6 protein-coding genes and 3 pseudogenes are annotated in these 23,444 nt (G+C 73.3%); 1 reads left to right on the top strand and 8 read right to left on the bottom strand.

From position 1 onward, the window contains the following. Positions 1–32: 32 nt before the first annotated feature. From ACTMVF_RS16965 to ACTMVF_RS16930, 8 genes and pseudogenes are all read right to left on the bottom strand, one after another. A complete protein-coding gene (locus tag ACTMVF_RS16965) occupies positions 33–1,259 on the bottom strand; it encodes a cytochrome P450 (RefSeq protein ID WP_441271866.1) in 1,227 nt (408 codons plus the stop codon). 29 nt (positions 1,260–1,288) lie between these two features. Next, positions 1,289–1,501 carry an MbtH family protein gene (locus tag ACTMVF_RS16960; protein ID WP_441271865.1) on the bottom strand — a complete coding sequence of 71 codons (213 nt, stop codon included), beginning with the start codon at positions 1,499–1,501 and terminating at the stop codon, positions 1,289–1,291. Next, on the bottom strand, positions 1,498–5,427 hold the full coding sequence (locus ACTMVF_RS16955; protein ID WP_441271864.1) for an amino acid adenylation domain-containing protein: 3,930 nt from the start codon (positions 5,425–5,427) through the stop codon (positions 1,498–1,500). The genes ACTMVF_RS16960 and ACTMVF_RS16955 overlap by 4 nt, the downstream gene beginning before the upstream one ends. 20 nt (positions 5,428–5,447) lie before the next feature. Then, positions 5,448–6,812 (bottom strand): annotated as a pseudogene (locus tag ACTMVF_RS16950) (condensation domain-containing protein); the annotation flags it as partial. 141 nt (positions 6,813–6,953) lie between these two features. Continuing rightward, positions 6,954–7,166, bottom strand: a pseudogene (locus tag ACTMVF_RS16945) (phosphopantetheine-binding protein); the annotation flags it as partial. Positions 7,167–7,214: 48 nt separating this feature from the next. Continuing rightward, positions 7,215–13,103, bottom strand: a pseudogene (locus ACTMVF_RS16940) (amino acid adenylation domain-containing protein); the annotation flags it as partial. A 6-nt stretch (positions 13,104–13,109) separates the two neighbouring features. Further along, the gene (locus ACTMVF_RS16935) at positions 13,110–20,780 is read right to left on the bottom strand and encodes an amino acid adenylation domain-containing protein (RefSeq protein WP_441271863.1); all 7,671 of its coding nucleotides are present in this window, start codon (positions 20,778–20,780) and stop codon (positions 13,110–13,112) included. Then, positions 20,777–22,078 (bottom strand): cysteate synthase, encoded by a 1,302-nt coding sequence (locus ACTMVF_RS16930; protein WP_441271862.1) that lies wholly within the window; start codon positions 22,076–22,078, stop codon positions 20,777–20,779. Before ACTMVF_RS16930 ends, ACTMVF_RS16935 begins: the two co-directional genes overlap by 4 nt. Before the next feature lie 267 nt (positions 22,079–22,345). Between ACTMVF_RS16930 and pdhA the strand changes: the two genes are divergently transcribed. Next, positions 22,346–23,443 (top strand): pyruvate dehydrogenase (acetyl-transferring) E1 component subunit alpha, encoded by a 1,098-nt coding sequence (gene pdhA, locus ACTMVF_RS16925; protein WP_441271861.1) that lies wholly within the window; start codon positions 22,346–22,348, stop codon positions 23,441–23,443. Position 23,444: the final 1 nt, after the last annotated feature.

The raw sequence follows: 23,444 nt of genomic DNA, 5'->3' as shown, positions 1-23,444 counted from the left end.
CGAGCAGCAAGTAGCCTGCCGCGTACGGACGTTCAGGCGGCCTTCAGGGCGAGTGGCAGTGCGCTCAGGCCGCTGAGGAAGTTGGAGTAGACGGGCTTCGTAGGGCCCGTCTGCTCCATCTCCGCCACCAGGTCACGCAGCCCTGTCAGTACGGCCCCGATCTCGGCCCGGGCCAGGTAGGCGCCGAGGCAGAAGTGAGGCCCGTAGGCGAAGGTGACGTGCTTGTTGGGCGTGCGGTCCAGGCGCAGTTCGCCGGGGGCGTCGAAGATCCTCTCGTCGTGGTTGGCGGAGGCGTTCCAGACGGTGACGATCTCCCCCGCCCTGACGGCTTGGCCGCTGATCTCGGTGTCGGTCGTCGCGGTGCGTCCCGAGTGCAGGGCGGGGGTCGTCCAGCGCAGGATCTCCTCGACGGCGGTGTCGATGCCGGCGTCGCCCCGCTTGAGGGCCTGCCACTGGCCGGGGTGTTCCAGCAGGGCGAGGGCGGCGCCCACCATGGACAGGCGGGCCGTCTCGTCGCCGCCGAGAATCAGGCTGTAGCAGTTGAGCATGATCTCGTCGTCGTCCAGTGGCAGCCCGTTCACCTCGCTGCCCGCTAGCAGGGCGATGACGTCCGCGTGGCCGCTGTCACGCCGGTCGCGGGCCAGGTTGGCGAAGTAGAGCAGGATCTCGTTCTTGGCGATCCAGGCATCGGCGGCCGTACTGTCCGCCTCGTGCGAGCCCAGCGCGGAGGACGTCAGGCTCAGCACGTAGGCCCGGTCGCGGTCGGGTACGCCGAGCAGGTCGCAAATCGCGCCGAGGGGTATGCCGGACGCCACGTCGGCGGCGAAGTCGCAGGTCCCCTTCTCCAGCGCGTCCCGCAGCAGCCGGGTCACGGTGCGTCGCACGCTCTCAACTATCGGCTCCAGGGCCCGCGGCGAGAACGCAGACATCAGGACGCGGCGCAGCCCGGCGTGCTTCGCCCCGTCGGTGATGGCGAGCATCCGGCCGGCCGCGGAGTCGCCGCCGGCGAGCAGCGTCTCCAGCACGTTGCCGCCCTCGGAGGTGAAGCGTGCGCTGTCCCGGTACACGGACGTGACGTCGGCGTGCCGGGTCACCACCCAGAAGCCGGGGGCCGTGTCGGTGGCCGGATTCCAGTGGACCGGCCGGTGCTCCCTCAAGTGGCGCCACACGGCGGACAGATCGCTCTCGGCGTGCAGCCGCGGATCGGCCAGGTTCAGCGTGTCGAGCTCTTCCGGTGCGATCGTCCGCCGCGTGGTCATCGCGTTTCCTCCCGTGTTTCCGCTGTTCCCTATGCGCCCATGGCCCGGACGAGGCTCTTCGGACGCATGTCGGTCCAGTGCTCCTCAACGTAGTCCAGGCACGACTGGCGGCCGGCGGCACCGTGGACGACGGTCCAACCGGCCGGCACCTCGGCGAAGGCGGGCCACAGCGAGTGCTGGCCCTCGTCGTTCACCAGGACGTAGTGCTCGAGGGCGTCGTCGTCGAAGGGGTTGGTGGTCATGCGGAGTTCCTCCTGTGGGTGGGGTGGGGTGCGGCTGTGCTCAGTCGCCGGGCGAGCACGGGTCCGATCCGGTCCAGTGGTCCGGGTCGGGTCATCTCGCCGTGGGCGCAGGGGATGTCGTGGTTGTCGACGCGGCCTCGCACGTACGGCTGCCAGGACATATGGCGTTCCGGGTGCGCGTCGGGATCCTGGGCGGCGCTGAAGAACAGCAGGTCGCCGTCGTACGGCAGGGAGGCGAACTCCTCCAGCAGGCGCCGGTTGTTCGCCGTCACCTCGACCAGGGCCGCGAGTTCGGCGTCGTCGAGGCTGCCGGGGAGATCGGGGACGCGGCGCACGAGCTCGGCAAACCTACTGTCCGTCAGTTCCACGTCCTCCGGCGGCAGTTCGCGCCCCAGGATGGCGAGCAGGCTGCGCAGCACCGCCGGCCGGTCGGTGGGGCGGGGGCCTTGACTCGTCCATGCACCCGGGAAGGAGTCCAGCATCGCCAGCATCGCCACCCGTTCCCCGGCCGCCTGGAGCGTCGTGGCGACGGCGTGGGCGACGAGGCCGCCCATGGAGTAGCCGAGGAGGTGGTACGGGCCCTCGGGCTGGATCTCGCGGATGCGCGCCGTGTGTTCGGCGACCGTCTCGGCGAGGCTGTCCTGCCGCTTTTCCCCCGGCTCCAGTCCGCGGGACTGCAGTCCGTACAGCGGGCGGTCGGCGTCCAGATGCCGGGTCAGCCCGGCGAAGCCCCAGGCCAGACCGGAGGCCGGCGGGAGACAGAAGAGCGGCTCGCGGTCGCCGCGGGTGCGCAGCGGGAGGACGGTGGCGAGGGCTGCCGTACCGGTGTCCGTGCCCATGTCCGGGTCCGTGCCACCGGTCGTCCGGCGGGCGAGCGCGGCCACGGTCGGTGTCTCGAAGACCGCGAGCACGGGGAGTTCGGCGGCGAGTTCGGTCCTGATCCGGGTGGTCAGCCTGGGGACCAGGAGGGAGTGTCCGCCGAGGTCGAAGAAGCTGTCGTGGACGCCGATGCGGGCAGGGTCGAGTCCGAGGACTTCGGCGACGAGCGCGCGCAGCTTCTCCTCCCGCTCGGTGCGCGGAGCACTGCGGGGCGGGGTCGGGGTCGGGGCGCCGGGGGCAGGCAGGGCCGTGCGGTCCAGTTTGCCGCTGGCGGTGAGCGGCAGCGCGTCGAGGGCGACGATCGCCGAGGGGACCATGTGGGCGGGCAGCGTGCGGGCCAGGTGCGCGCGCAGTACGTCGGCTTCGGCGGCTCCTTGCGCGGCCGGTACGGCATAGGCGATCAGCTGCTGCTCGCCCCGTGCGTCCGCACGTACGGTGGCCGCCGCCTTGGCCACGGACGGATGGGTGGCCAACGCGGCCTCGATCTCGCCGAGTTCGACGCGGAAGCCGCGGATCTTCACCTGGTGGTCGGCCCGGCCCAGGAAGCGCAGCTGTCCGTCGCGGTCGCGCACCGCGAGATCGCCGGTCCGGTACATGCGCTCCCCCGGCCCGCCGTACGGGTCGGCGACGAAGCGCTGCCCGGTCAGCCCGGGTCGGCCGAGGTAGCCGCGGGCCGGTCCGCCGCCCGCGATGTACACCTCGCCCGTCACCCCGTCGGGCACAGGCTGCAGGGCCTGGTCGAGGAGGCGGATGCTGTTGCGGGCGAGGGGGCCGCCCAGGGGCGGTGAACCCTCCTTGGGCTGAGGATCGACGTCGGACTGCCAGGCGGTCGCGTAGATGGTGGCCTCGGTGGGCCCGTAGAAGTTCACGACCCGGGCCTCGGGAAAGGCGGCTTGAAGATCGGTGAGGAGCCGTTCGGGAATGGGCTCCCCGCCCAGCGCGATGACCCGAGGGGAGATCTCGGGTCGGCCGGCGACGACCGTGGCCATCACCGAGGGCACCCCGCTGACCAGAGTCGCGTCCCGGCCGTCCGACGTCGTGAGTGCCAGCAGGTTCTCGACGATCTCGATACGGCCCCCGCACAGCAGCGGGGAGAAGATCTCGAACACCGACACGTCGAAGTTGAGCGAGGTGGAGAAGACCACCTTGGCCAGCCGTTCGGGGCCGAGCGCGGTGTGCGTCCACTCGACGAACTCGACGATGCTGCCGTGGGTCTCCGCGACGCCTTTGGGTCGGCCGGTGGAGCCGGAGGTGTAGATGACGCACGCGATGCTGTCGGGGTACAACGGCGGGGCTGGAATGGCTTCCTGACGTCTCATCACCTCACCCGTGAAGACAGGCGTTTCCTCGGGCAGCACTTTGGCCGTCTCGTCCGTGGCGAGCACGACGACCGGCCGGGCGTCCTCGACGATGTACGCGAGGCGCTCGCGCGGGTACGCCGGGTCGAGCGGCAGATAGGCGGCGCCGGACTTCAGCACGCCGAGGACGGCGACGACCAGCTCCGCCGTACGGGGCAGCGCGATGCCGACGACACGCTCGGGCCCGGCGCCCAGGGCCAGGAGCCGCCGGGCCAACTGCTCGGCCCTGTCGTCGAGTTCGCGGTACGTCAGCCGGACGCTGCCATCCAGCACGGCTTCCGCGTCCGGGGTGGCCGCGACCTGGGCCGCCCACAGGTCGGTGAGGGTGCGGGTCGCCGGAGCCGGTTCCGGGCGCGGGTCCTCCTGGTGCCGGGCGAGTGCGACGCGGCCCAGCGGGAGTTCCGGGTCGGCCGCCACGGTCTCGAGGAGCCGTACGAGACGGTCGAGGGTGGCCTCGGCCCAGTCGGCGTCGAAGAGGTCGGGTCGGTAGGCGAGGCGGAAGCGCGGCCGGGGCCCCGGTACTGCCACCAGGGTCACCGGATAGTGGGTCGCGTCGCGCCCGCCCGTGCCCACGACCCGCATGCGGTCGCCGTCGTCCGTCTCGCGCCGGTCCATCGGGTAGTTCTCGAACACGACCAGCGTGTCGAAGAGTTCGGGCACCCCGGCTGCCCGCTGGATGTCGGCGAGGCCCAGGTGCTGGTGGTCGAGCAGGCGGACGTATGCCTCCTGGACCCGCGGCAGCAGGCCGCTCAGCGGCTCGTCGGGGCGCAGTCGGATGCGGGTGGGAATGGTGTTGATGAACAGGCCGACCATCGACTCAACGCCCGGCAGTTCGGCGGGGCGGCCGGAGACGGTGGCGCCGAAGACGATGTCGTCTTGGCCTGTCGTACGGCTCAGCAGGATCGCCCAGGCGCTCTGGACCAGGGTGTTCACGGTGACGCCGAGGCGGGCGGCCAGCGCGGAGAGGGCGGTGCCGGTCTCCGGTGCGAGCTCCGTGCGGGCCTGCGCCAGGTCGCCGGAACCGCGGCCGTCCGGGGCGTGCGGGGCGAGCCGGGTCGGCTGCGTCACTCCGGCCAGCGCCTGCCGCCAGGCGGCCTCGGCGGCCGTACGGTCCCGGCGGCCCAGCCAGTCCAGGAAGGTGCGGTAGGGCGGGGCGGGCGGCAGGGCGGCGGAGTCGCCGTCGGCCTCGTACAGGGCGAGGAGTTCGCGCAGCAGGACGGAGACCGACCAGCCGTCGAGCAGGATGTGGTGGTGGGTGATGAGCAGCCGGTACCGTCGCTCGCCGGTGCGGGCCAGGGTGCAGCGGAGCAGCGGGGGCGTGGCCGGGTCGAAGCCGCGGGCCAGGTCCTCGTCCAGCAGGTGGGCCCACTCCTGCTCGGTGTCGATGCCGGGGCCGGTCAGTTCGGCCTCGGTCCACGGCAGCGTGGCCCTGCGCGGCACCACCTGCACCGGCTGCCCGCCGCGCCGGCGCCGGAACGCCGCCCTGAGCGTGGGGTGCCGGTCCAGCAGGGTTTGGGCGGCGGCGCGCAGCCGGTCGGGGTCCACGGCGCCCTCGAGTTCGAAGACCAGCTGGACCAGATAGACGTCCCGGGCGGCCCGCTCGTGCTCGTACAGGGCGTGGAAGAGCAGGCCTTCCTGGAGCGGGGTCAGGGGCAGTACGTCGATCTGTGCGGCGGGCTGGGTGGTCATGTGCTCTCTTTCGGGTCGGGTCAGCCGTCGAGGCCCGCGGCGAGTTCGTCGAGTTCGTCCTGGGACAGGGCGTCCGCGGAGAGGTCGTCCTCGGCAGGCGCGGTCTCCGGGAGGCCCGCGGCCCCCGATGCCCGCTCGGTGAGGGCGCTCAGCGCCACGAACCAGGCGTCGGCAAGGTCCCGTACCTCCGTCTCGGTCACCACCCCGTCCGCCCACGACCAGTCGGCCACCAGCCGGGGCCCGTCGTCGGAGTCCTGGACGACGGCGTTGAGGTCGAGCACGTGCGCGGCGCCGAGACCGGGGTCGACACCGCTGCCGAGGGCGGAGGACTCGGGCGCGAAGGTCCACTCGCCCGTGCTGTCGGGGGCGGTGAACCGGCCCAGGTAGTTGAAGCCGATCTCGGGGGCGGGGTGCTCGGCCAGGCCGGGCGCCGTCTCGGGGTTGAGGTGGCGCAGGAGCCCGAAGCCGACGCCGCGGTCGGGCAGTTCGCTCAGGCGCTCGCCCACGCGGCGGGCAGCGACCTCGGCGGCGGGGCCGGCGGTCAGCGCGTCGGTGAGGTCGAGTCCGGTCAGGTCGAGGTGGACCGGGTAGAGGGAGGTGAACCAGCCGACCGTGCGGGACAGGTCCAGGCCGGGCGCCAGTTCCTCGCGGCCGTGTCCCTCGACGTCGACGAGGACGTGCGGGGTGCCCTGCCGGTCCGCGACGGCCAGGGCGAGGCCGGTGAGCAGGACGTCCTGTGTACCGGTGCCGAAGGCGGACGGGACGCTGGTCAGGAGCGGGCCGGTGGCCTCGGGGGGCAGGGTGCGGCGCAGCGAGCGTGTGGTCGCGGCGGTGTCCCGGGCGGGGTCGAGCGGGCGGGCGCCCAGCGCGGTGCGCGGGGCGGCGAGCATACGGCGCCACAGGGCGGCCTCGGCGACCCGGGCGGGCCTGCGCGCCTCCTCGCCGAGGAGCCCGGACCAGCGGCGGAACGACGTGCCGACCGGCGGGAGCTTCGCAGCGCGCCCCTCGGTGAGCGCCGACCAAGCGGCCTCCAGGTCGGGCACGAGGATCCGCCAGGACACCCCGTCCACGGCCAGATGGTGGACGACGAGGAGCAGCCGTCCGGGGCGCTCAGGCCCGGCGTCGAACCACACCGCCCGGATCATCGCCCCGGCGGCCGGGTCGAGCAGCCCGACGGCCCGCTCGAACTCCTCACTCACCACCGTGGGGAGATCCTCACCGGCGTCGCTCCGGTCGAGCAGGGCGGCGGCGCGCACCCGGCCGACCGGACTGACGTCGAGTTCGCCGGACGGGGTGAGCCGGGCCCGGAGCATGTCGTGGTGGTCGATCAGGGTCTGCAACGCCTCGGTCAGGCGCGGCAGTCGGGCGCTCGCCGGGACGGTCAGGAGGACGGACTGGCTGAGCCGGTCGATCGGCCCGCCGCGCTCCAGCAGCCACCGCATCACGGGGGTGAGCGGCAGCGCGCCGACTCCGTCGTCCTCGGTGCGGCCCGCACCCACCGGGCCGCGGGCCACCGCGGCGAGGCCACTGACGGTCTGGTGCTCGAACACGTCCCGGGGAGTGATCACGACCCCGGCCTCGGCCGCCCGGCTCACCAGCCGGATCGAGGAGATGCTGTCCCCGCCGAGGGCGAAGAAGCCCTGGTCGAGCGGGACGTCCGACAGCTTGAGCAGATCGCGGAAGAGAGCAGCGAGGATCTGCTCGGCGGGCGTCGCGGGCTCCCGCTCCGTGGGCGTCACGGTTGCCGTGGGGGCGGGCAGGGCCTTGCGGTCGAGCTTGCCGTTGGGGGTCAGCGGCAGGACGTCGAGGACGACGACGGCCGACGGCACCATGTAGTCGGGCAGCGACCGCTCGGCGTGCCCGCGCAGCTCTGCCGGGTCGGGGGTGGAGCCGGGGGCGCCGGGTACGACGTACGCCACCAGCCGCTCGTCGCGCACGACGACGACCGCCTGCGCCACCTCGGGGTGGGACGCGAGCGCCGCCTCGATCTCTCCGGGCTCGACGCGGAAGCCGCGGATCTTGACCTGGTCGTCGGCCCGGCCCGCGTACTCCAGCTCACCGTCGGCCGACCAGCGCGCCAAGTCGCCCGTGCGGTACATCCGTTCACCGGGACCGCCGAACGGATCCGCCACGAACCGCCCGGCCGTCAGACCGGGCCGCCCCAGATAGCAGCGCGCCACACCCTCACCGGCGAGGTACAACTCGCCCACCACACCCGGCGGGACCGGCCGCAGCCAGGCGTCCAGCACATGGGCTCGCGTCCCGGTGACCGGGCGTCCGATGGGTGGCGCCTGGTCACCGGAGAGCGGCACGCTGATCGTCGCGCACACCGTCGACTCGGTCGGACCGTAGGCGTTGGCCATGCGGCGGCCCGGCGCCCAGCGGGCGACCAGCTCCCCCGGGCACGCTTCGGCACCGACGACCAGGGTGCGCAGCTCGGGAAGGTCCCCGGTGGGGAGTGTCGCGAGCGCTGCGGGCGGGATGAGGGCGTGGGTGATGGACTCGTCCGCCAGCGTCCGCCCCAGCGGTTCGCCGACGAGGGGTCCGGTCTCGGTCGGGACCACCAGCGTCCCGCCCGCGGCGAACGCCATGAGCAGTTCCATCACCGACGCATCGAAGCCGGGCGCGGAGAACTGGAGCACCCTGGAGCGCCCATCGAGGCCGAAGCGCTCGATCTGGGTCCGTGCCAGTGCCGCCAGCCCTCGGTTCTCGACGACGACGCCCTTCGGCACGCCGGTCGAGCCCGAGGTGTAGATGACGTAGGCGGCTTGCTGCGGGTCGTGGACCGTCGGCAGGTCGCCGGGTACGCCGGCCGGCGCCAGGTCCCGCAGGACATGGGCCGGTCGGGCGTCGCCGAGCATGAAGTCGATCCGCTCACGCGGCAGACCCGGGTCCACCGGCAGGAAGGCCGCCCCGGTCAGCGCCACCGCGAGGATCGCGACGATCCGGTCCACGGAGCGCGGCATCAGTACGGCGACGACGTCGCCGGAGCCGACCCCGCGTCCGGCCAGGACCCGCGCCAACCCCTCGGCTCGGGAGCCGAGTTCGGCGTACGACAGGTCGTTGAGCGCCGGGGCGTGCGGAGTTCGCCGTACCTGGTCCCGGAAGAGCTCGGCGAGGGACGTCGGTCGCACCTCGTCCGACGTGGTGTTCCACTCGGCGATCCGCCGGAGTTCGGTGTCGTCGAGAAGGTCGATGTCACCGATGCGCCGGTCCGGGTCGTCGGCGACGGCGGCCAGCAGGCGCACGAGCCGGCGGACGAGGTGCTGAGCCGTGTCGGGGTCGAACAGGTCGGTGCTGTACTCGGCGACGCCGTCGATGCCCGCGGTCGAGCCGTCGGCACGGCGGTGCTCGGTGAGGTACAGGGACAGGTCGAAGCGGGCGGCGCCGGTCTCGACGGGCTCGCGGGTGACGCGCAGGCCGGGCAGGGAGAGGGCGGGCTCGGTGGTGTGGCCGGTGAAGGCCAGCATGACCTGGAAGAGGGGGTGGCGGGCGAGGGACCGCTCGGGGCTGATGGCGTCCACGAGGAGGTCGAACGGCACGTCCTGGTGGGCGTAGGCGGCCAGGTCGAAGTCCCTCGTGCGGTCCAGGAGTTCACGGAAGGTGGGGTTGCCCGAGGTGTCGGTGCGCAGGGTGAGGGTGTTGACGAAGAAGCCGACGAGGTCGTCGAGCCTGCCGTCGGTCCGCCCCGCGACGGGCGTGCCGATGGGGATGTCGGTACCGGAACCGAGCCGGGTCAGCAGCGCGGCCAGCCCCGCCTGGAGCACCATGAACAGCGTGACGCGCGAGGAGGCGGCGAGGTCGGCCAGCCCGGCGTGCAGATCGCCGTCGAGAGCGAGGGCGACACGGTCACCTCGGCCGCTGGGTTCGGCGGGCCTGGGGCGGTCGGCGGGGAGAGTCAGCTCCTCGGGGGCGCCGCTCAACGCCTCCTTCCAGTAGTGCGTCTGACGTGACATCAGGCTGTCCGTCGCGTCCTCCGGTCCGAGCAGCTCGCGCTGCCAGCACGCGAAGTCGGCGTAGGTGACGGGCAGTTGCCGCCATTGCGGCGCGTGCCCCGCCGACCGTGCCTCGTACGCCGTCTCCAGGTCGCGCATCAGCGGTGCCATGGACCAGCCGTCCACCGCGATGTGATGGGCGAGGAGCAGCAGGACGTGGGTGTCGGGCGCGAGGCGGTACAGGGTCGCGCGCAGCGGGAGGTCCGTGGCGAGGTCGAAGCGGTGTCCGGCCGCCTCGGTGAGCAGGGCGGGCAGTTCGGCCTCCGTGGCCGGGGCGACCGGCAGGGACGGCCGTGCCTCGTCCGGGGGCAGGATCCGCTGGTGCGGGGTGCCCTGGACGTCCGGGTAGAGCGTGCGCAGCGGTTCGTGGCGGGCCACGACGTCGCTGAGGGGGGCCTGCAGCGCCTCGTGATCGAGCGGGCCGGTCAGCCGCAGCGCCCACGGCACTGTGTAGGTGGTGTGGCCGCCGTCGAGGCGGCTCATGAACCACAGGCGCTGTTGGGCGTACGACAGCGGGAGCGGCTCCGTACGACGGTCCCGGGGGGCGAGCTCGGGGCGGCGCTCGTCCTCGATCTCACTCGCGCGGACCGCGAGTCCGGCGGGTGTCGGTGTCTCGAAGACCGCCCGTACGGGCAGTGCCGTGCCGAGCGCCGCCCTGATCCGGTCGGCGAGCCGCATGGCGAGCAGGGAGTCGCCGCCCAATGTGAAGAAGCCGTCGTCGGGGCCGACTTGGCGGGCGTCGAGGCCGAGGACGTCGGCGAACAGGCCGCAGAGGATCTCCTCGTGCGGGGTGCGCGGGGCGCGCCCGGCGCCCGGTGCCGCGGCGGGGGCGGGCAGGGCGGCACGGTCCAGCTTGCCGTTGGCGGTCAGCGGCAGCCGGTCCAGGACGACGACGGCCGAGGGCACCATGTGGTCCGGCAGTGTCCGGGCCGCGTGCCGGCGCAGTGCCGCCGGGTCGGGCGCGGTGTTGGACACGGCGTATGCGACCAGGCGTCCGTCCCGGACGAGCGCGGCCGCCTGCGCCACCTCGGGGTGGTCGGCCAACGCCGCCTCGACCTCGCCCAGCTCGATACGGAAGCCGCGGATCTTGACCTGGTCGTCGGCCCGGCCCGCGTACTCCAGCTCACCGTCGGCCGACCAGCGCACCAAGTCGCCCGTACGGTACATGCGTTGGCCCGGCTCCCCGAACGGGTCCGCCACGAACCGCCCGGCCGTCAGCCCCGGCCGGCCCAGATAGCCGCGCGCGAGACCCGCGCCGGCCACGTAGAGCTCACCGGTCACACCCGGAGGAACGAGTCGCAGGCCGGCGTCCAGTACGTAGGCGCGCAGGTCGGGAATGGTCCGGCCGATACCGCTCAACCGGCCCTGGCTCAGCGGGAGTCCGGTGACGTGGACGGTGGTCTCCGTGATGCCGTACATGTTGACCAGGGCGGGCGCGTCCTGCGGGTGGCGCGTGTACCAGTCGGCCACCAGCGCGGGGTCGAGTGCCTCGCCACCGAAGACGATGTACCGCAGCGTCAGGTCGTCGGGGACGCCGACGCGCAGCAGTTCCCCGAACGCCGACGGGGTCTGGTTCAGTACCGTGACCCGTTCGCGGGCGAGCAGCCGCAGGAACGCCTCCGGTTCGCGGCTCACCTCGAACGGCACGATCACGAGCGTGCCGCCGTGCAGCAGCGCGCCCCACAGCTCCCAGACCGAGAAGTCGAAGGCGTAGGAGTGGAACAAGGTCCACACGTCGTCGGGGCCGAAGTCGAACCAGTGCCGGGTCGACTCGAAGAGCCGGATCACGTTCCGGTGCGGTACGGCGACCCCCTTGGGCCGGCCGGTGGAGCCGGAGGTGTAGATGACGTAGGCAAGGTGATCGCCCGTCACTTTCGGGGAAACCGTGGGTGCTTCGGGAAGCGGCCCGTCGAGCGTCAGCACCGGGACCTCCGAGGCGGGCAGGTCCGCGGCCTTCTCTCCGGTCGTCAGGAGCAGGATCGGGTTCGAGTCCGCCAGCATGAAGGCGAGCCGGTCCGCGGGATACTCGGGGTCCATCGGCAGGTAGGCGGCGCCGGTCCTGAGTACCGCCAGCACAGCCACCACCAGCTCGGCGGAGCGGGGCAGCGCGAGGGCGACCAGTCGTTCCGGGCCCGCGCCGTGTGCCGCGAGCACCCGGGCCAGCCGCTCCGCGCGGGCGTCGAGTTCTGCGTAGGTGAGGCGGGTGCCGTCGTGCACCACCGCGGTCGCGTCGGGGGTGCGGGCGGCCTGGCGCGCGAACAGCTCAGGCAGGGTGGCCTCCCCCACGCCCTGGGCCGGAGCCTCGCCGAGCAGGCGCTGCCGCTCCCCCGGCAGCAGGATCTCCACCTCGCCGAGGCGTCGCGACGGTTCCGTGGCCAGGGCTTCGAGGACGAGGGCGAACCGGTCGAGGAGGGCGCGGGCACCGGTCCCGTCGTACAGGTCGGGGCGGTACGACAGCCTCAGTGCCAGGCGGTGGGCGGGCAGGACGGCGAGGGTCAGCGGGTAGTGCGTGGCGTCGCGGCCGGGGAGCTCGGTGACCCGGGAGGCGCCGGGGCCCGCGGAGCCGGGGTGGTTCTCGAAGGCGAGCAGGGTGTCGAAGAGGTCGCCGCCGGTGCCGGTTGCCCGCCGAATGTCGGCGAGGCCCAGGTGCTGGTGGGCGAGCAGGCCCGTCTGCCGGTGCTGGAGGCCGGTGAGGAGATCGGCGACGGCTGCGTTGTCGTCCCAGCTCACCCGGGTGGCGACGGTGTTGATGCAGAAGCCGACCATCGAGGCGATGTTGCGCAGCTCGGGCGGGCGGACGGACACGGTCTGGCCGAAGACGACGTCGGTGCGGCCGGTGAGGCGGCCCAGCAGTACGCCCCAGGCGCCCTGGACGAGAGTGTTGAGGGTGATGCCGAGGGAGCGGGCCGTGGCCTCGGCGGCCCGGGTCAGCTCTTCGGGGAGCTCGACGACGAGTTCGGCCGGGAGGACGGTCGTGGGGTTCGGGGTGCTCGCGGTGTTCCGGCTGTTCGAGGCCTTCGGGGTGTTCAGGGCGTGCGGGGCAGGAGCGAGGAGGGTCGGCTCGACCACACCGTCCAGCGCGTCGCGCCAGGCCGTCTCCGCCGCGTCCCGGTCCTGCCGGGCCAGCCAGGCAAGGTAGTCACGGTAGGCGGGCGCCGGAGGCAGGGACGTCGGGTGCTCGCCCCCGAACAGGGCGCTGAACTCACGCACCAGCAACTGCTTCGACCACCCATCGAGCAGGATGTGATGGTTGGTGATGACGAGGCAGTACCGGTCCGCGGCCCGGCGCACCAACAGGTACCTGATCAGCGGCGGCTTCGCGAGGTCGAATCGGCGGGTGCGCTCCTCGTCGAGCAGCCGCTCCCACTCCTTGTCCCGCTCCTCCTCGCCGAGCGCCGACAAGTCCGCCTCGGCCCACGGCAGTTCGACGTCCGTGGGCACGATCTGCACGGGCGCCCCGGTCTGCCGGCGCCGGAAGCAGGCACGCAGGTTGGGGTGCCGGTCGAGCAGGGCCTGCCCGGCGGCGCGTACGGCGGCCGGGTCGACCGGGCCCGTCAGCTCCAGGATCTGCTGGGCGGCGTAGACGTCGGGGGCGTGCTCGTCGTCGTACAGGGCGTGGAAGAGCAGGCCTTCCTGCAACGGCGACAGGGGCAGGATGTCGGCAATTCCGGACCGAGTCACCGTCGGTTACCTCCACTCGCTTCCGAACTCGGCTTCGAGTTCGTCGATCTCTGCTTGGGACAGGGACACCAGGGGCAGGTCGGACGGCGTGTGTCCGCCCGCCGGGGTGCCGGCGGCCTGGGCGATCAGCTCCTCGCACCACAGGTCGGCGAGGGCATGGACGTCGCCCTCGGACCAGATGCCGGGGGCCCAGGACCAGGTGGTGTCGAGCCGGCCGTCGGCGGTGCTCACCGCGGTGATCTCCAGACCGTGCGCGACGGGCATGGCGGCGTCATGGGCCGCGCCCAGGTTCCGCAGCGGCTCCGGCGCGGGCGAGAAGTCGCCGTCCGCCGAACCGGCCGTACGGCCCAGGTAGTTGAAGCCGACCTCCGGGACCGGGAGGGCGGCGAGGCCGGGTCCGGTCTCGGGGTTGAGATACCGGAGCAGGCCGTGGCCGATGCCGTGGTCGGGTACGGCCCGCAGCTGTTCCTTGACGCTCTTCAGCACGTGCGCACGGTCGCCGAGGTCGATGCCGGTGAGGTCGAGCCGGGCGGGCGCGACGCTGGTGAACCAGCCGACCGTGCGCGACAGGTCGACTCCCTCGGCGATCTCCTCTCGGCCGTGCCGCTCGATGTCGATCAGGAGGGCCCGGTGGCTGAAGCGGCGTGCGAAGGCGCTGGCCAGGGCGGCGAGCAGCACGTCCTCGGGACCGGCGTGGAAGGCGGCCGGGACGGCGGTGAGCAGTTCGCCTGCGACCTCGGCCGGGAGTTCCCGGGTGAGGTGGCGCATCGCGCCGGTCACGTCCCGTTCCGGGTCGGGGCGCCGGGCGCCGAGGAGGGGGGTGGGCTGCTCCAGCATCCGCTGCCATACGTCGAGTTCGGCGGCCCGCTCCAGCGCCTCCCGCTCCAGCAGCAGGGCCCAGTGCCGGAAGGAGGTGCCCGGAGCGGACAGCTCCGTCTCGCGCCAGGCGGCGGCCAGGTCGGTGCGCAGGAGGTTCCAGGAGACGCCGTCCACGGCGAGGTGATGGACCGTCAGGAGGAGACGTCCGGGGAGATCCGGCCCGGCATCGAACCACGCGGCACTCAGCAACCGGCCTTCCTCCGGGTCGAGTTGAGGTCGCGGCCGTTGCTCGGTCGCGGCAGCCACGTCGGAGACAGCCACCCGCTCCAGCAGCCCGCCCGCGTCGACGCTTCCCGGCGGCAGGATCTCGGCCGTCCAGTCGTCGGTGCTCAGCCGCATCCGCAGGACGTCGTGACGGTCCACGAGGGCCTGGAGCGCGCGCGTCAGACGCTTCTCGTCGGCGTCGGCCGGTGTGACGAGCAGGACGGACTGGCTGAACGAACCGATGGGGCCGCCGCGTTCACGCAGCCGGCGCAGGGCTGGGGTGAGGGGGAGCTCGCCGACCGCCGGTTCCTGGTCCCGGGACGGTGTGTCGGGAGTCGGGCGGGCCGCCGCCAGCGCGGCGAGCGCGGCCACGGTCCGCTGCTCGAACACATCGCGTGGGGTCAGCCGCACGCCCGCGGCGATCGCTCGGCTCACCAGATGGATCGAGGTGATGCTGTCGCCGCCGAGGTCGAAGAAGCCGTCGTCGACGCTCACGTCAGCCACGCCGAGGACCTCGGCGAAGAGCTCCTGGAGGACCCGCTCCTCGGAGGTGCGGGGCGCCCGGCCCGCACCCGCCGACACCCGGGCCGGCTCGGGCAGGGCCGCACGGTCCAGCTTGCCGTTGCCCGTCATCGGCAGCGCGTCCAGCGGCACGAGGGCCTCGGGCACCATGTGGGCGGGCAACTGCCGAACGCAGTGGGCGCTCACGGCCGCAAGGTCGGCCTCACCGACGCCGACGACGTACCCGACGAGACGCCGGACACCGCCCCCGTCCTCCCGCACGACCACCGCGGCCTGGACGACGGCCGGATGGGCGGTCAGCACACCCTCGATCTCACCGGGCTCGATCCGCAGTCCCCGGATCTTGAGCTGGCCGTCGGCCCGCCCGCGCAGTTCCAGGGTGCCGTCGGCACGGCGAACGGCGAGGTCACCGGTGCGGTACATGCGCTCACCGGCCGGGCCGAGGGGATCGGCGACGAACCGCTCGGCGGTCAGGCCCGGACGGTTCCAGTAGCCGCGGGCCACATGGTCGCCGGCCACATACAACTCGCCCTCGACGCCGACCGGTACGGGGTTCAGGCGTGTGTCCAGCACATAGGCGCGGGTGTTCCACATGGGCCGGCCGATGGGCACGGGACCCGTCGGGAGGTCGTCGCCGGGTTCGATGCGGTGGTCGGTGCAGCCGACGGTGAGTTCGGTCGGGCCGTAGTGGTTGATCAGCCGTACGTGCGGGTGCTCGCGGCGCCACTGGCGCAGGGCCTCGCCCACGAGTGCCTCGCCGCCGAGCATGAACTCCTCGTCGGGGGAGAGGTCGTGCGGGAGCGCGGGCAGCAGCGGGAGGTGGCTGGGGGTGGCCTTGAGGAAGGTGTAGCCACTGCACAGCGGTGCGGCGCCCGCCTCGTGGAACGCGGCGATGTGCACGCGCCCGCCGGCGGCGAGCGCCCCGTGCAGGGTGGTCACCGTGGCGTCGAAGGACATGGTGGCGTGCAGCAGCGAGGTGCCCCGCAGGCTCGGGTACGCCTCCACGCAACGGGCCACGTAGGTGGTGAGGTTGCGGTGCTCGACGACGACGCCCTTGGGACGGCCTGTGGTGCCGGAGGTGTAGATCAGGTAGGCGGGATCGGCGGGCCGGGCCTCGGCGAGCGGTGCGTCGGGGTCCTCCGGTGCGGTGTCCGGGGACACGACGGGACAGGCCACGGGCTGCCGGTCGCGGGTGATCAGGCACACCGGGGCCGCGTCGGAGAGCAGGTGGGCGGTGCGCTCGGCCGGATGCTCGGGGTCCAGCGGCAGATAGGCGGCGCCCGCCTTGAGCACGGCCAGCACGGCGACCGCGAGGTCGACCGAACGGGGCAGCGAGAAGGCGACGACACGACCCGGCCCGGCACCGTACGACGTCAGCACCCGCGCCAACCGGTCCGCGTCCTCGTCCAATTGACGATACGTCAGGCTGATGGAGGCGTCTTCGACCGCCACGGCGTCCGGCGACCGCGCCGCCCGCGCCTCGAACATCCGGGGGAAGGTGGTGTCCGGAACCTCGCGTGCCGTGTCGTTGAACTCCACGACGAGGCGGTGCCGTTCGCCGTCCGCGAGGATGTCGAGCGCCCCGATCGCCCGGTCGGGATCGTCTACGGCAGCCCGCAGCAGCCGTACCAGCCGGGCGGCCAACTCCTCGGCCGTACGCCGGTCGAAGAGGTCGGCGCTGTACTGGAGCACGCCCTCGATGCCGTCCGGCGAGCCGTCCCCGGCGCGCTGCTCACTCAGGTTGAAGGTCAGGTCGATCTTCGTCGCACCGGTCTCCACGGGCAGCGTCCGGGCCTGGAGTCCGGGGAGGTCGAGGCTCGGGTCGGCGGTGGGCCGGAAGGCGAGCATCACCTGGAAGAGCGGGTGCCGGGCCGGCGAGCGCGGTGGGTTGAGGGCCTCGACCAGGTGCTCGAACGGCAGGTCCTGGTGGGCGTAGGCCGCCAGATCGGTCTCCCTGACCCGGCCCAGCAGGTCCCGGAAGGTCGGGTCGCCGGAGATGTCGGTGCGCAGCACCAGGTTGTTGAGGAAGCAACCGACCAGCTCGTCGAGCACCTCGTCGGCCCGTCCCGCGACCGGGGTGCCGATCGGGATGTCGGTGCCCGCCCCGAGGCGGGTGAGCAGGGCGGCGAGCCCTGCCTGCACGGCCATGAACACGGTCGTGCCGGTCGCGGTGGCCAGCGAACGCAGCCTCCGGTGCAGATCGGCGTCGAGCCGGACCTGGATGTCACCGCCCCGGTGGGTGGCGCGGGCCGGGCGGGGGCGGTCGGCGGGGAGCGGGAGTTCCGCGGGGAGTCCGTCGAGCACCTCACGCCAGTGGGCGAGTTGACGGTCCTGGTCGTGACCGAGGACGTCCTGCTGCCAGGCGCCGTAGTCGGCGTACTGGAGGGGCAGCGGCGCCCAGTCCGGCGCACTCCCGGCCAGCCGGGCCCGGTACGCGGTCGCCAGGTCCCGGACGAGGGGGTGCAACGACCAGCCGTCGGCGGCGATGTGGTGCAGGACGAGAAGAAGCACACCGTCATCGGGCCCGAGGCCGATCAGATGGGCACGGAGCGGGATTTCCTCGCCGATCCTGAAGCCGACGGACGCCAACTCACTCAGCCTTTGCGCGAGTTCGGCCTCGTCTCCGACGGTGTCGATCCGCAGGTCGGGCCGTACGGCGTCCAGCACCCGCTGGCAGGGAATCCCGTCCGCGTCCGGGTACACGGTGCGCAGGATCTCGTGCCGGGCGACGAGGTCGGCCAGTGCGGCGCGCAGCGCCTTTGCGTCGGGCGTCCCGCCGGTCAGCCGTACGGCGAGCGGGATGTTGTAGGCGGCGCCGGGCCCTTCCAGCCGGTGCAGGAACCACAGCCGACGCTGGGCCGACGACATCGGGGGCTCGCCCTGTGCCGCCTGTGCGGTCTGTGCCCTCCGTGCGGTCTGTGCTGTCTGCGCCGTCGGCTTGCGAGCGGGGCGTGGTCGTACGGCCGCCCGCGTGCCGAGCAGCTGGGCGAGCCCGGTCGGCGTGGGTGCCCGGAACACGTCGCGCAGGGTCAGCTCGGTGCCGAGCGCGCCGCGGATACGGCCGAGGAGCCGCAGCGCGAGCAGCGAGTGGCCGCCGAGGGCGAAGAAGCCGTCACCGGGACCCACCTCGTTCAGGCCCAGGACATCGGCGAACAGGCCGCACAGGACCTCTTCGTACGGAGTCCGGGCGGTGGCCGGCGCGAGTGCCGTCCCGCTCGGCGGCGACGGCAGCGCGGCCCGGTCGAGCTTGCCGTTGGCCGTGAGCGGCAGGTGGTCCAGGACCACGACGGCCGACGGCACCATGTAGTCGGGCAGATGGGCCGCGAGGTGGTCGCTCAAGTCGTCCGGTGTCGGTGACGCGCCCTCGGCGGGGACGGCGTAGGCCACCAGGCGACGGTCGCCGGGCCGGTCCTCGCGGACGACGGCGACCGCCTGGGCGACCCCGGCTCGGCCGGCGAGGGCCGCCTCGATCTCGCCGGGCTCGATACGGAAGCCGCGCAGCTTGATCTGGCCGTCGGCGCGGCCGTGGAACTCGAGTTCGCCGTCCGGCGTCACGCGGACGCGGTCACCGGTGCGGTACATGCGGGCGCCGAGCGGGCCGAAGGGGTCGGCGACGAAGCGCTCGGCGGTCGCGTCCGGGCGGTTCAGGTAGCCGCGGGCCACACCGGGGCCGGCGACGTACAGCTCCCCCACCGTGCCCGTCGGGACCGGCTGGAGGGCGCCGTCGAGCACGTGGGCGCACATGCCGTCCAGGGGGCGGCCGATGGGCAGCGGGTCCGGCACATCGGCGCCGGGCGGGCAGGGGCGGTACGCGGCGAAGGTGGTCGTCTCGGTGGGGCCGTAGCCGTCGGTGACGGTCAGGCCCGGGCAGGCGGCCAGGACCCGGCGCACGGCGGCGACGGGGACGGCCTCGCCGCCGGTCCACACCTGGCGCAGGCCCGTGAAGCAGCCGGGGTCCTCCTCGGCGGCCAGCCGGAAGAGCCCGGCGGTGAGCCACAGCGCGGTGAGCCCGTGCCGTTCCGTCAGGCGTGCCACGGCTGCGGCGTCCACGTCCTCGTCCGGGTCGGCGACCACGGCGGTGCCGCCGTTCAGCAGCGGCACCCACATCTCGTACGTGGAGGCGTCGAAGGCGGTCGGCGAGTGGACCAGCACGCGCGCGTGCGCGCCACCGTCGAACGCCGAGTCGGTGGCCAGGGCGGTGATGTCGCGGTGGGTGACGGCGACGCCCTTCGGGGTGCCGGTGGAGCCGGATGTGTAGCTGACGTAGGCCAGTTGGGCGGGGTGCACCTGTATGCCGGGGTCGGTGTCCGGTTCGGTGGCGAGCGTCAGGTCGGTGGCCGTGACGACGAGCGGGCCGTCGTGGGCCTCATCGGTGGGCTGGACGTCGGTGGGCTCGGCGTCGGTCAGCAGGATCGCCGCCCGGGTCTCGGCCAGGATCCGCCGGGTGCGCGACCGCGGGGCACGTGGGTCGAGGCCGACGTAGGCGCCGCCCGCCTTGAGGACGGCCAGCAGCGCGACGACAAGGTGGTCGGAGCGCCGCATCAGGACCGCCACGCGGTCCTCGGAGCGGATGCCGAGGCCGATCAGCCGATGGGCGAGCCGGTTGGCGCGGGCGTCAAACTCCCGGTAGCTGACGGCTCGTTCGCCGTGAACGAGCGCTGTGCCGGTCGGGTCGGCGGTGACCTGGGCCGCGAACAGTGCGGGCACGGTCGGGCCGCCCGGGCGCGCATCGGCGCCGAGGAGCCGTGAGTGTTCCCCGGCAAGGGCCGTCCCGACCCGGCCGACCGGGGTGCCGGGGCCGAGCACGGCCGCCGCGAACTGCTCCAGGAAGTGCGCGAACCGCCGGTGATGCGCGGCGAGTTCGGCCTCCGAGTAGTGCGCGGGGCTCGCGTCGAGGTCGACGCGGATGCCGTGGCCGTCCGCGCGGTCGTACACGTTGACGGCGAGGTCCTCGACCGGACCGGTGGAGAGGTTGTGGCGGGTGGTCGGGTGCCCGGCGAAACGCAACTCCGGTCCGAACGCCATGATGTTGACGACGGGCCCGAAGAACCGCCGCCCGTCCTGCGGCCAGTCCAGCTCCCGGCGCAGGTCCTCGCCCCGCAGGCGCTGGTGGGCCAGCAGTTCGCGGGTGGCGGTCGCGGTCTGGCGTACGAGGTGGAACGCGGCCGTGTCGGGCCGTACGGACAGGCGCAGCGGGAGCACGTTGGACGCCATGCCCGGCGTGGCGAGTTCCGTCTCGCTCTCGCGGGCGGTGACGGCGAGGCCCAGCACGATGTCCCGGGCTCCGGTGAGCCGGTGCAGATAGGCGGCGGTCGCGGCGAGGACGACACGCGACCAGCGAGTCCCGGCGCGCTCGGCGGCCGCGTGGACCAAGTCCCCCGCCGCTTCGGGGAGATGGCCGGTGTGGCGCAGAAAGCGGGCGGCGACCTGGGGCGGGCGCATGGACAGGCCGACGGGGTCGGGGCGGTCGGCGAGGGCGCGGCTCCAGTACACCTGGTCGGCCGTGTGCCGTTCGCCGGACCGGTATGCCTCGTCGGCGGCGGCCAGTGGGGCGAGCGGCGCGGACGGGGAGGTGTGGGGGGTGCCGGCGATGCGGGCGGTGTAGGCGTCGGCGACCCGGCTCGCGATGAGAGAGCAGCTGTAGCCGTCGACGGCGATGTGGTGGTAGCGCTGGTACCAGATCCAGTGGGCGTCCGCGAGCTTCAGCAGCGCGTACCGGAAGAGCGGGGCCCGGTCGAGGTCGAACGGTGTGGCGAAGTCGGCGGCCATCCACGCCTCGGCGGCGGAGCGGGCGTCGGGCTCGTCCGTGAGGTCGAGGACGGGCAGGTCCCAGTCGGGGTCGGCCTCGACGGTCTGGTGCACGGTGTCGTCGGCGGCGGCGAACCGCACCCGCAGCGTCTCGGTGGCGTCCACGACCTGGCGTATCGCAACCCGGAAGTGCTGTGGGTCCACGGGCCCGTGGATCTCGGTGTACTCGCCCACGTTGTAGGCGGGGCCGGCCGGATCGAGCCGCTGACCGAACCACATCGAGCGCTGGGCGGCGGACAGGTCCAGGTCCAGTGCGTCGGTCATCGGCCCTCCGCCACGACGACGGAGCCGGCGCCGGTCAGCAGTCGTTGCACCTGCTCGGCGACGTACAGGGGACCCGTGTCGCGGCCCGGCCAGGGGACGCGCAGCCAGGGTACGGCGGGGATCAGCGTGAGGTCGTGGGCCTGGCGGGCGCGGCCGCCGCCGGTGATGTTGAGGAGCACGAGTTCGTCACGGCGGACCTGCCCGGCCCGCACCGCGTCGGCCAGCGCGGCGAGGGCGACTCCGGCGCCCGGCTCGATGTCGATGCCCTCGACCTCCTCGAAGAGCGCCATGGCGGCGAGCGCGGACTCGTTGTCGGTACATCGCACGGCGCCGCCGCTCTCACCGAGCACGTCCCGGACTCCGCCGCGGACGGTGAACGGCGGACGACGGTTGGTCAGTTCGCGGGCGAGCGGCTCGTGTTCGCGGTGGGCCGGGGCAGGGCCGGTCTCCCGCCAGGCGTCGTACAGCGGCGTGAAGGGCGTGTTCTGGCACATCAGCAGGCGGGGCAGTGCCTCGTCGCCCGTGCGGAGGCGACGTGCCGTCTCGTGCGCGCCGATGGCCCCGGTTCCGCTGCCGACGGCCTGTACGTACGTCTCCGGCAGCCGCCCCAGCTCCTCGGCGGCGGCCGGTATGACGGTGCCGAGGCCGTCCCGGCGGCCGACGTTGCGCGCGCCGCCCTCCGCGTGGTGGCCCGGCAGTTGGGCGAGAAGGTCGGCGCAGGCGATGGCGTCGCTGTAGGTGGCGGTGCCGTCGAGGACGACGAGCCGGACACAGGGGTCGAGCGGGGCGGGGAACCGCATCCGCTCCAGGGCGGGAGCCGGCACGACGAGCAGACAGGGCACCCGGTGCCGGCCGGCGGCCCAGGCGAAGGCGGCGGCGGTGTTGCCCGCCGACGGGATCACCAGGACCGGCGGGTCGGCGGGCAGCCTGCCGAGCACGGTGTACGCCTCCAGGTCCTTGAACGTGCAGGTGGGCAACTGTGCCCCGCGTTCGGGCCAGTGGCCGTTGAAGGCGACCCACAGCCGGTCGAGGCCGATCCGGCGGCCGAGCCGCTCGGCGGGCAGGACGACCGGGCCGGGCACGTCGGGGAAGGTACGCGCCACCGGCAGCAGCGGGGCGTACCGGAACAGCCCGGTGCCTTCACCGGCGCGGGTTCCGGTTCCGTCGTACTCGGTGCGCAGAAATGCCGGTTCGTGGCCACGGGGGCAGTCGAGGAGGAGACCGTCGTCCGCGTAACGGGTTCCGCACGAGGAACAGACGAGTGTGTAGTGACGTGTTCCCGGACGCACTCCGGACATCTTCGCTCGCCTTCCGCAGTTCCGCATTTCGCTGATCAATTTGACCGTGCTCTTCAGGAAGGGCGGGCGACGGGCGAATTACCTTTTCACAACGCTGGGTTGACGGATGGGAAGCGCTTACTAATTTCTTACCCGGAACGTCGGACTGTTCAGTTCCGCTTCATCTGCCCTTATCTGCCGGACAGTCGGGACAGCACATGCCGTGGAGATCATCCGAGGCGCCGCAAGTCGTGAGGAAAGGGTGGCGCAAACATGGGTCATACGCCGATGCATACGACTGCGGGGAAAGGGGTAAAGCTCTCCCCCTGGCTCCCGTCCCAGGTTCCGGTTTCCCTTCTGTCGCCGCATGACGGGGCAGCCGACGGCACGTACCGGGAGCCGTCGCCCGAGTCGCTGCTGACGGCGTATCGAAAGATGGTCCTCGGGCGCCGCTTCGACGAGCAGGCGACCGCGCTCGCCCGGCAGGGCAGGCTCGCGGTGCACCCGTCGAGCCTCGGCCAGGAGGCCTGCCAGGTCGGTGCCGCGCTCGCGCTGCGCGCCACGGACTGGCTGTTCCCCACCTACCGGGACTGCGTCGCGCTGGTCAGCCGGGGCATCGACCCGGTCGAGGCGCTGACGCTGCTGCGCGGCGACGCCCACTGCGGCTACGACCCACTGCGCCACCGCACCGCGCCGCAGTGCACCCCGCTCGCCACCCACGCCGCGCACGCCACCGGACTGGCCCACGCCGAGCGCCTCAAGGGGGCCGACACGGTCGCCCTGGCGCTCGTCGGCGACGGCGCCACCAGCGAGGGCGACTTCCACGAGGCGCTCAATCTGGCGGGCGTGCTGCGCGCGCCGGTGGTCTTCCTGGTGCAGAACAACCGGTACGCCATCTCCGTCCCGCTGTCCGCCCAGTGCGCGGCACCGGGCCTGGCCTACAAGGGCGTCGGCTACGGCGTCCGCGCGGAACAGGTGGACGGCAACGACGCCGCGGCCGTCCTCGCCGTGCTGAGTGCGGCGGTCGAGGACGCGCGGGCGGGCGGCGGACCATGGCTGGTCGAGGCGCACACCTACCGCCTGGGCCCGCACACCAGCGCCGACGACCCCTCCCGCTACCGCCCGGCCGAGGAGGCCGAGCACTGGCGCCGGCGCGACCCGATCGCCCGCCTGGAGTCCGCCCTGCGCGAGCGCGGCGTGCTGACCTCCGAGGCCGCGGAGTCCGCGACCGCCGAGGCGGAGGCGTACGCCGCCGACCTGCGCGCACGGTTCGCCGAGGACCCCGACCTCACCCCGCTGGCCCTGTTCGACCACGTCTTCGCCTCGCCGCCCCCGCACCTGACCGATCAACGCGCCGCGCTGCGCGTCGAGTTGGAGGGACGCTGAC

The sequence above is a fragment of the Streptomyces sp. SD31 genome (genome assembly GCF_052068475.1).
In the GTDB taxonomy this organism is placed as follows: Bacteria; Actinomycetota; Actinomycetes; order Streptomycetales; family Streptomycetaceae; genus Streptomyces.
The sequence above is the reverse complement of the archived record's forward strand: the minus strand, read 5'-3'. Positions and strand labels throughout refer to the sequence as shown.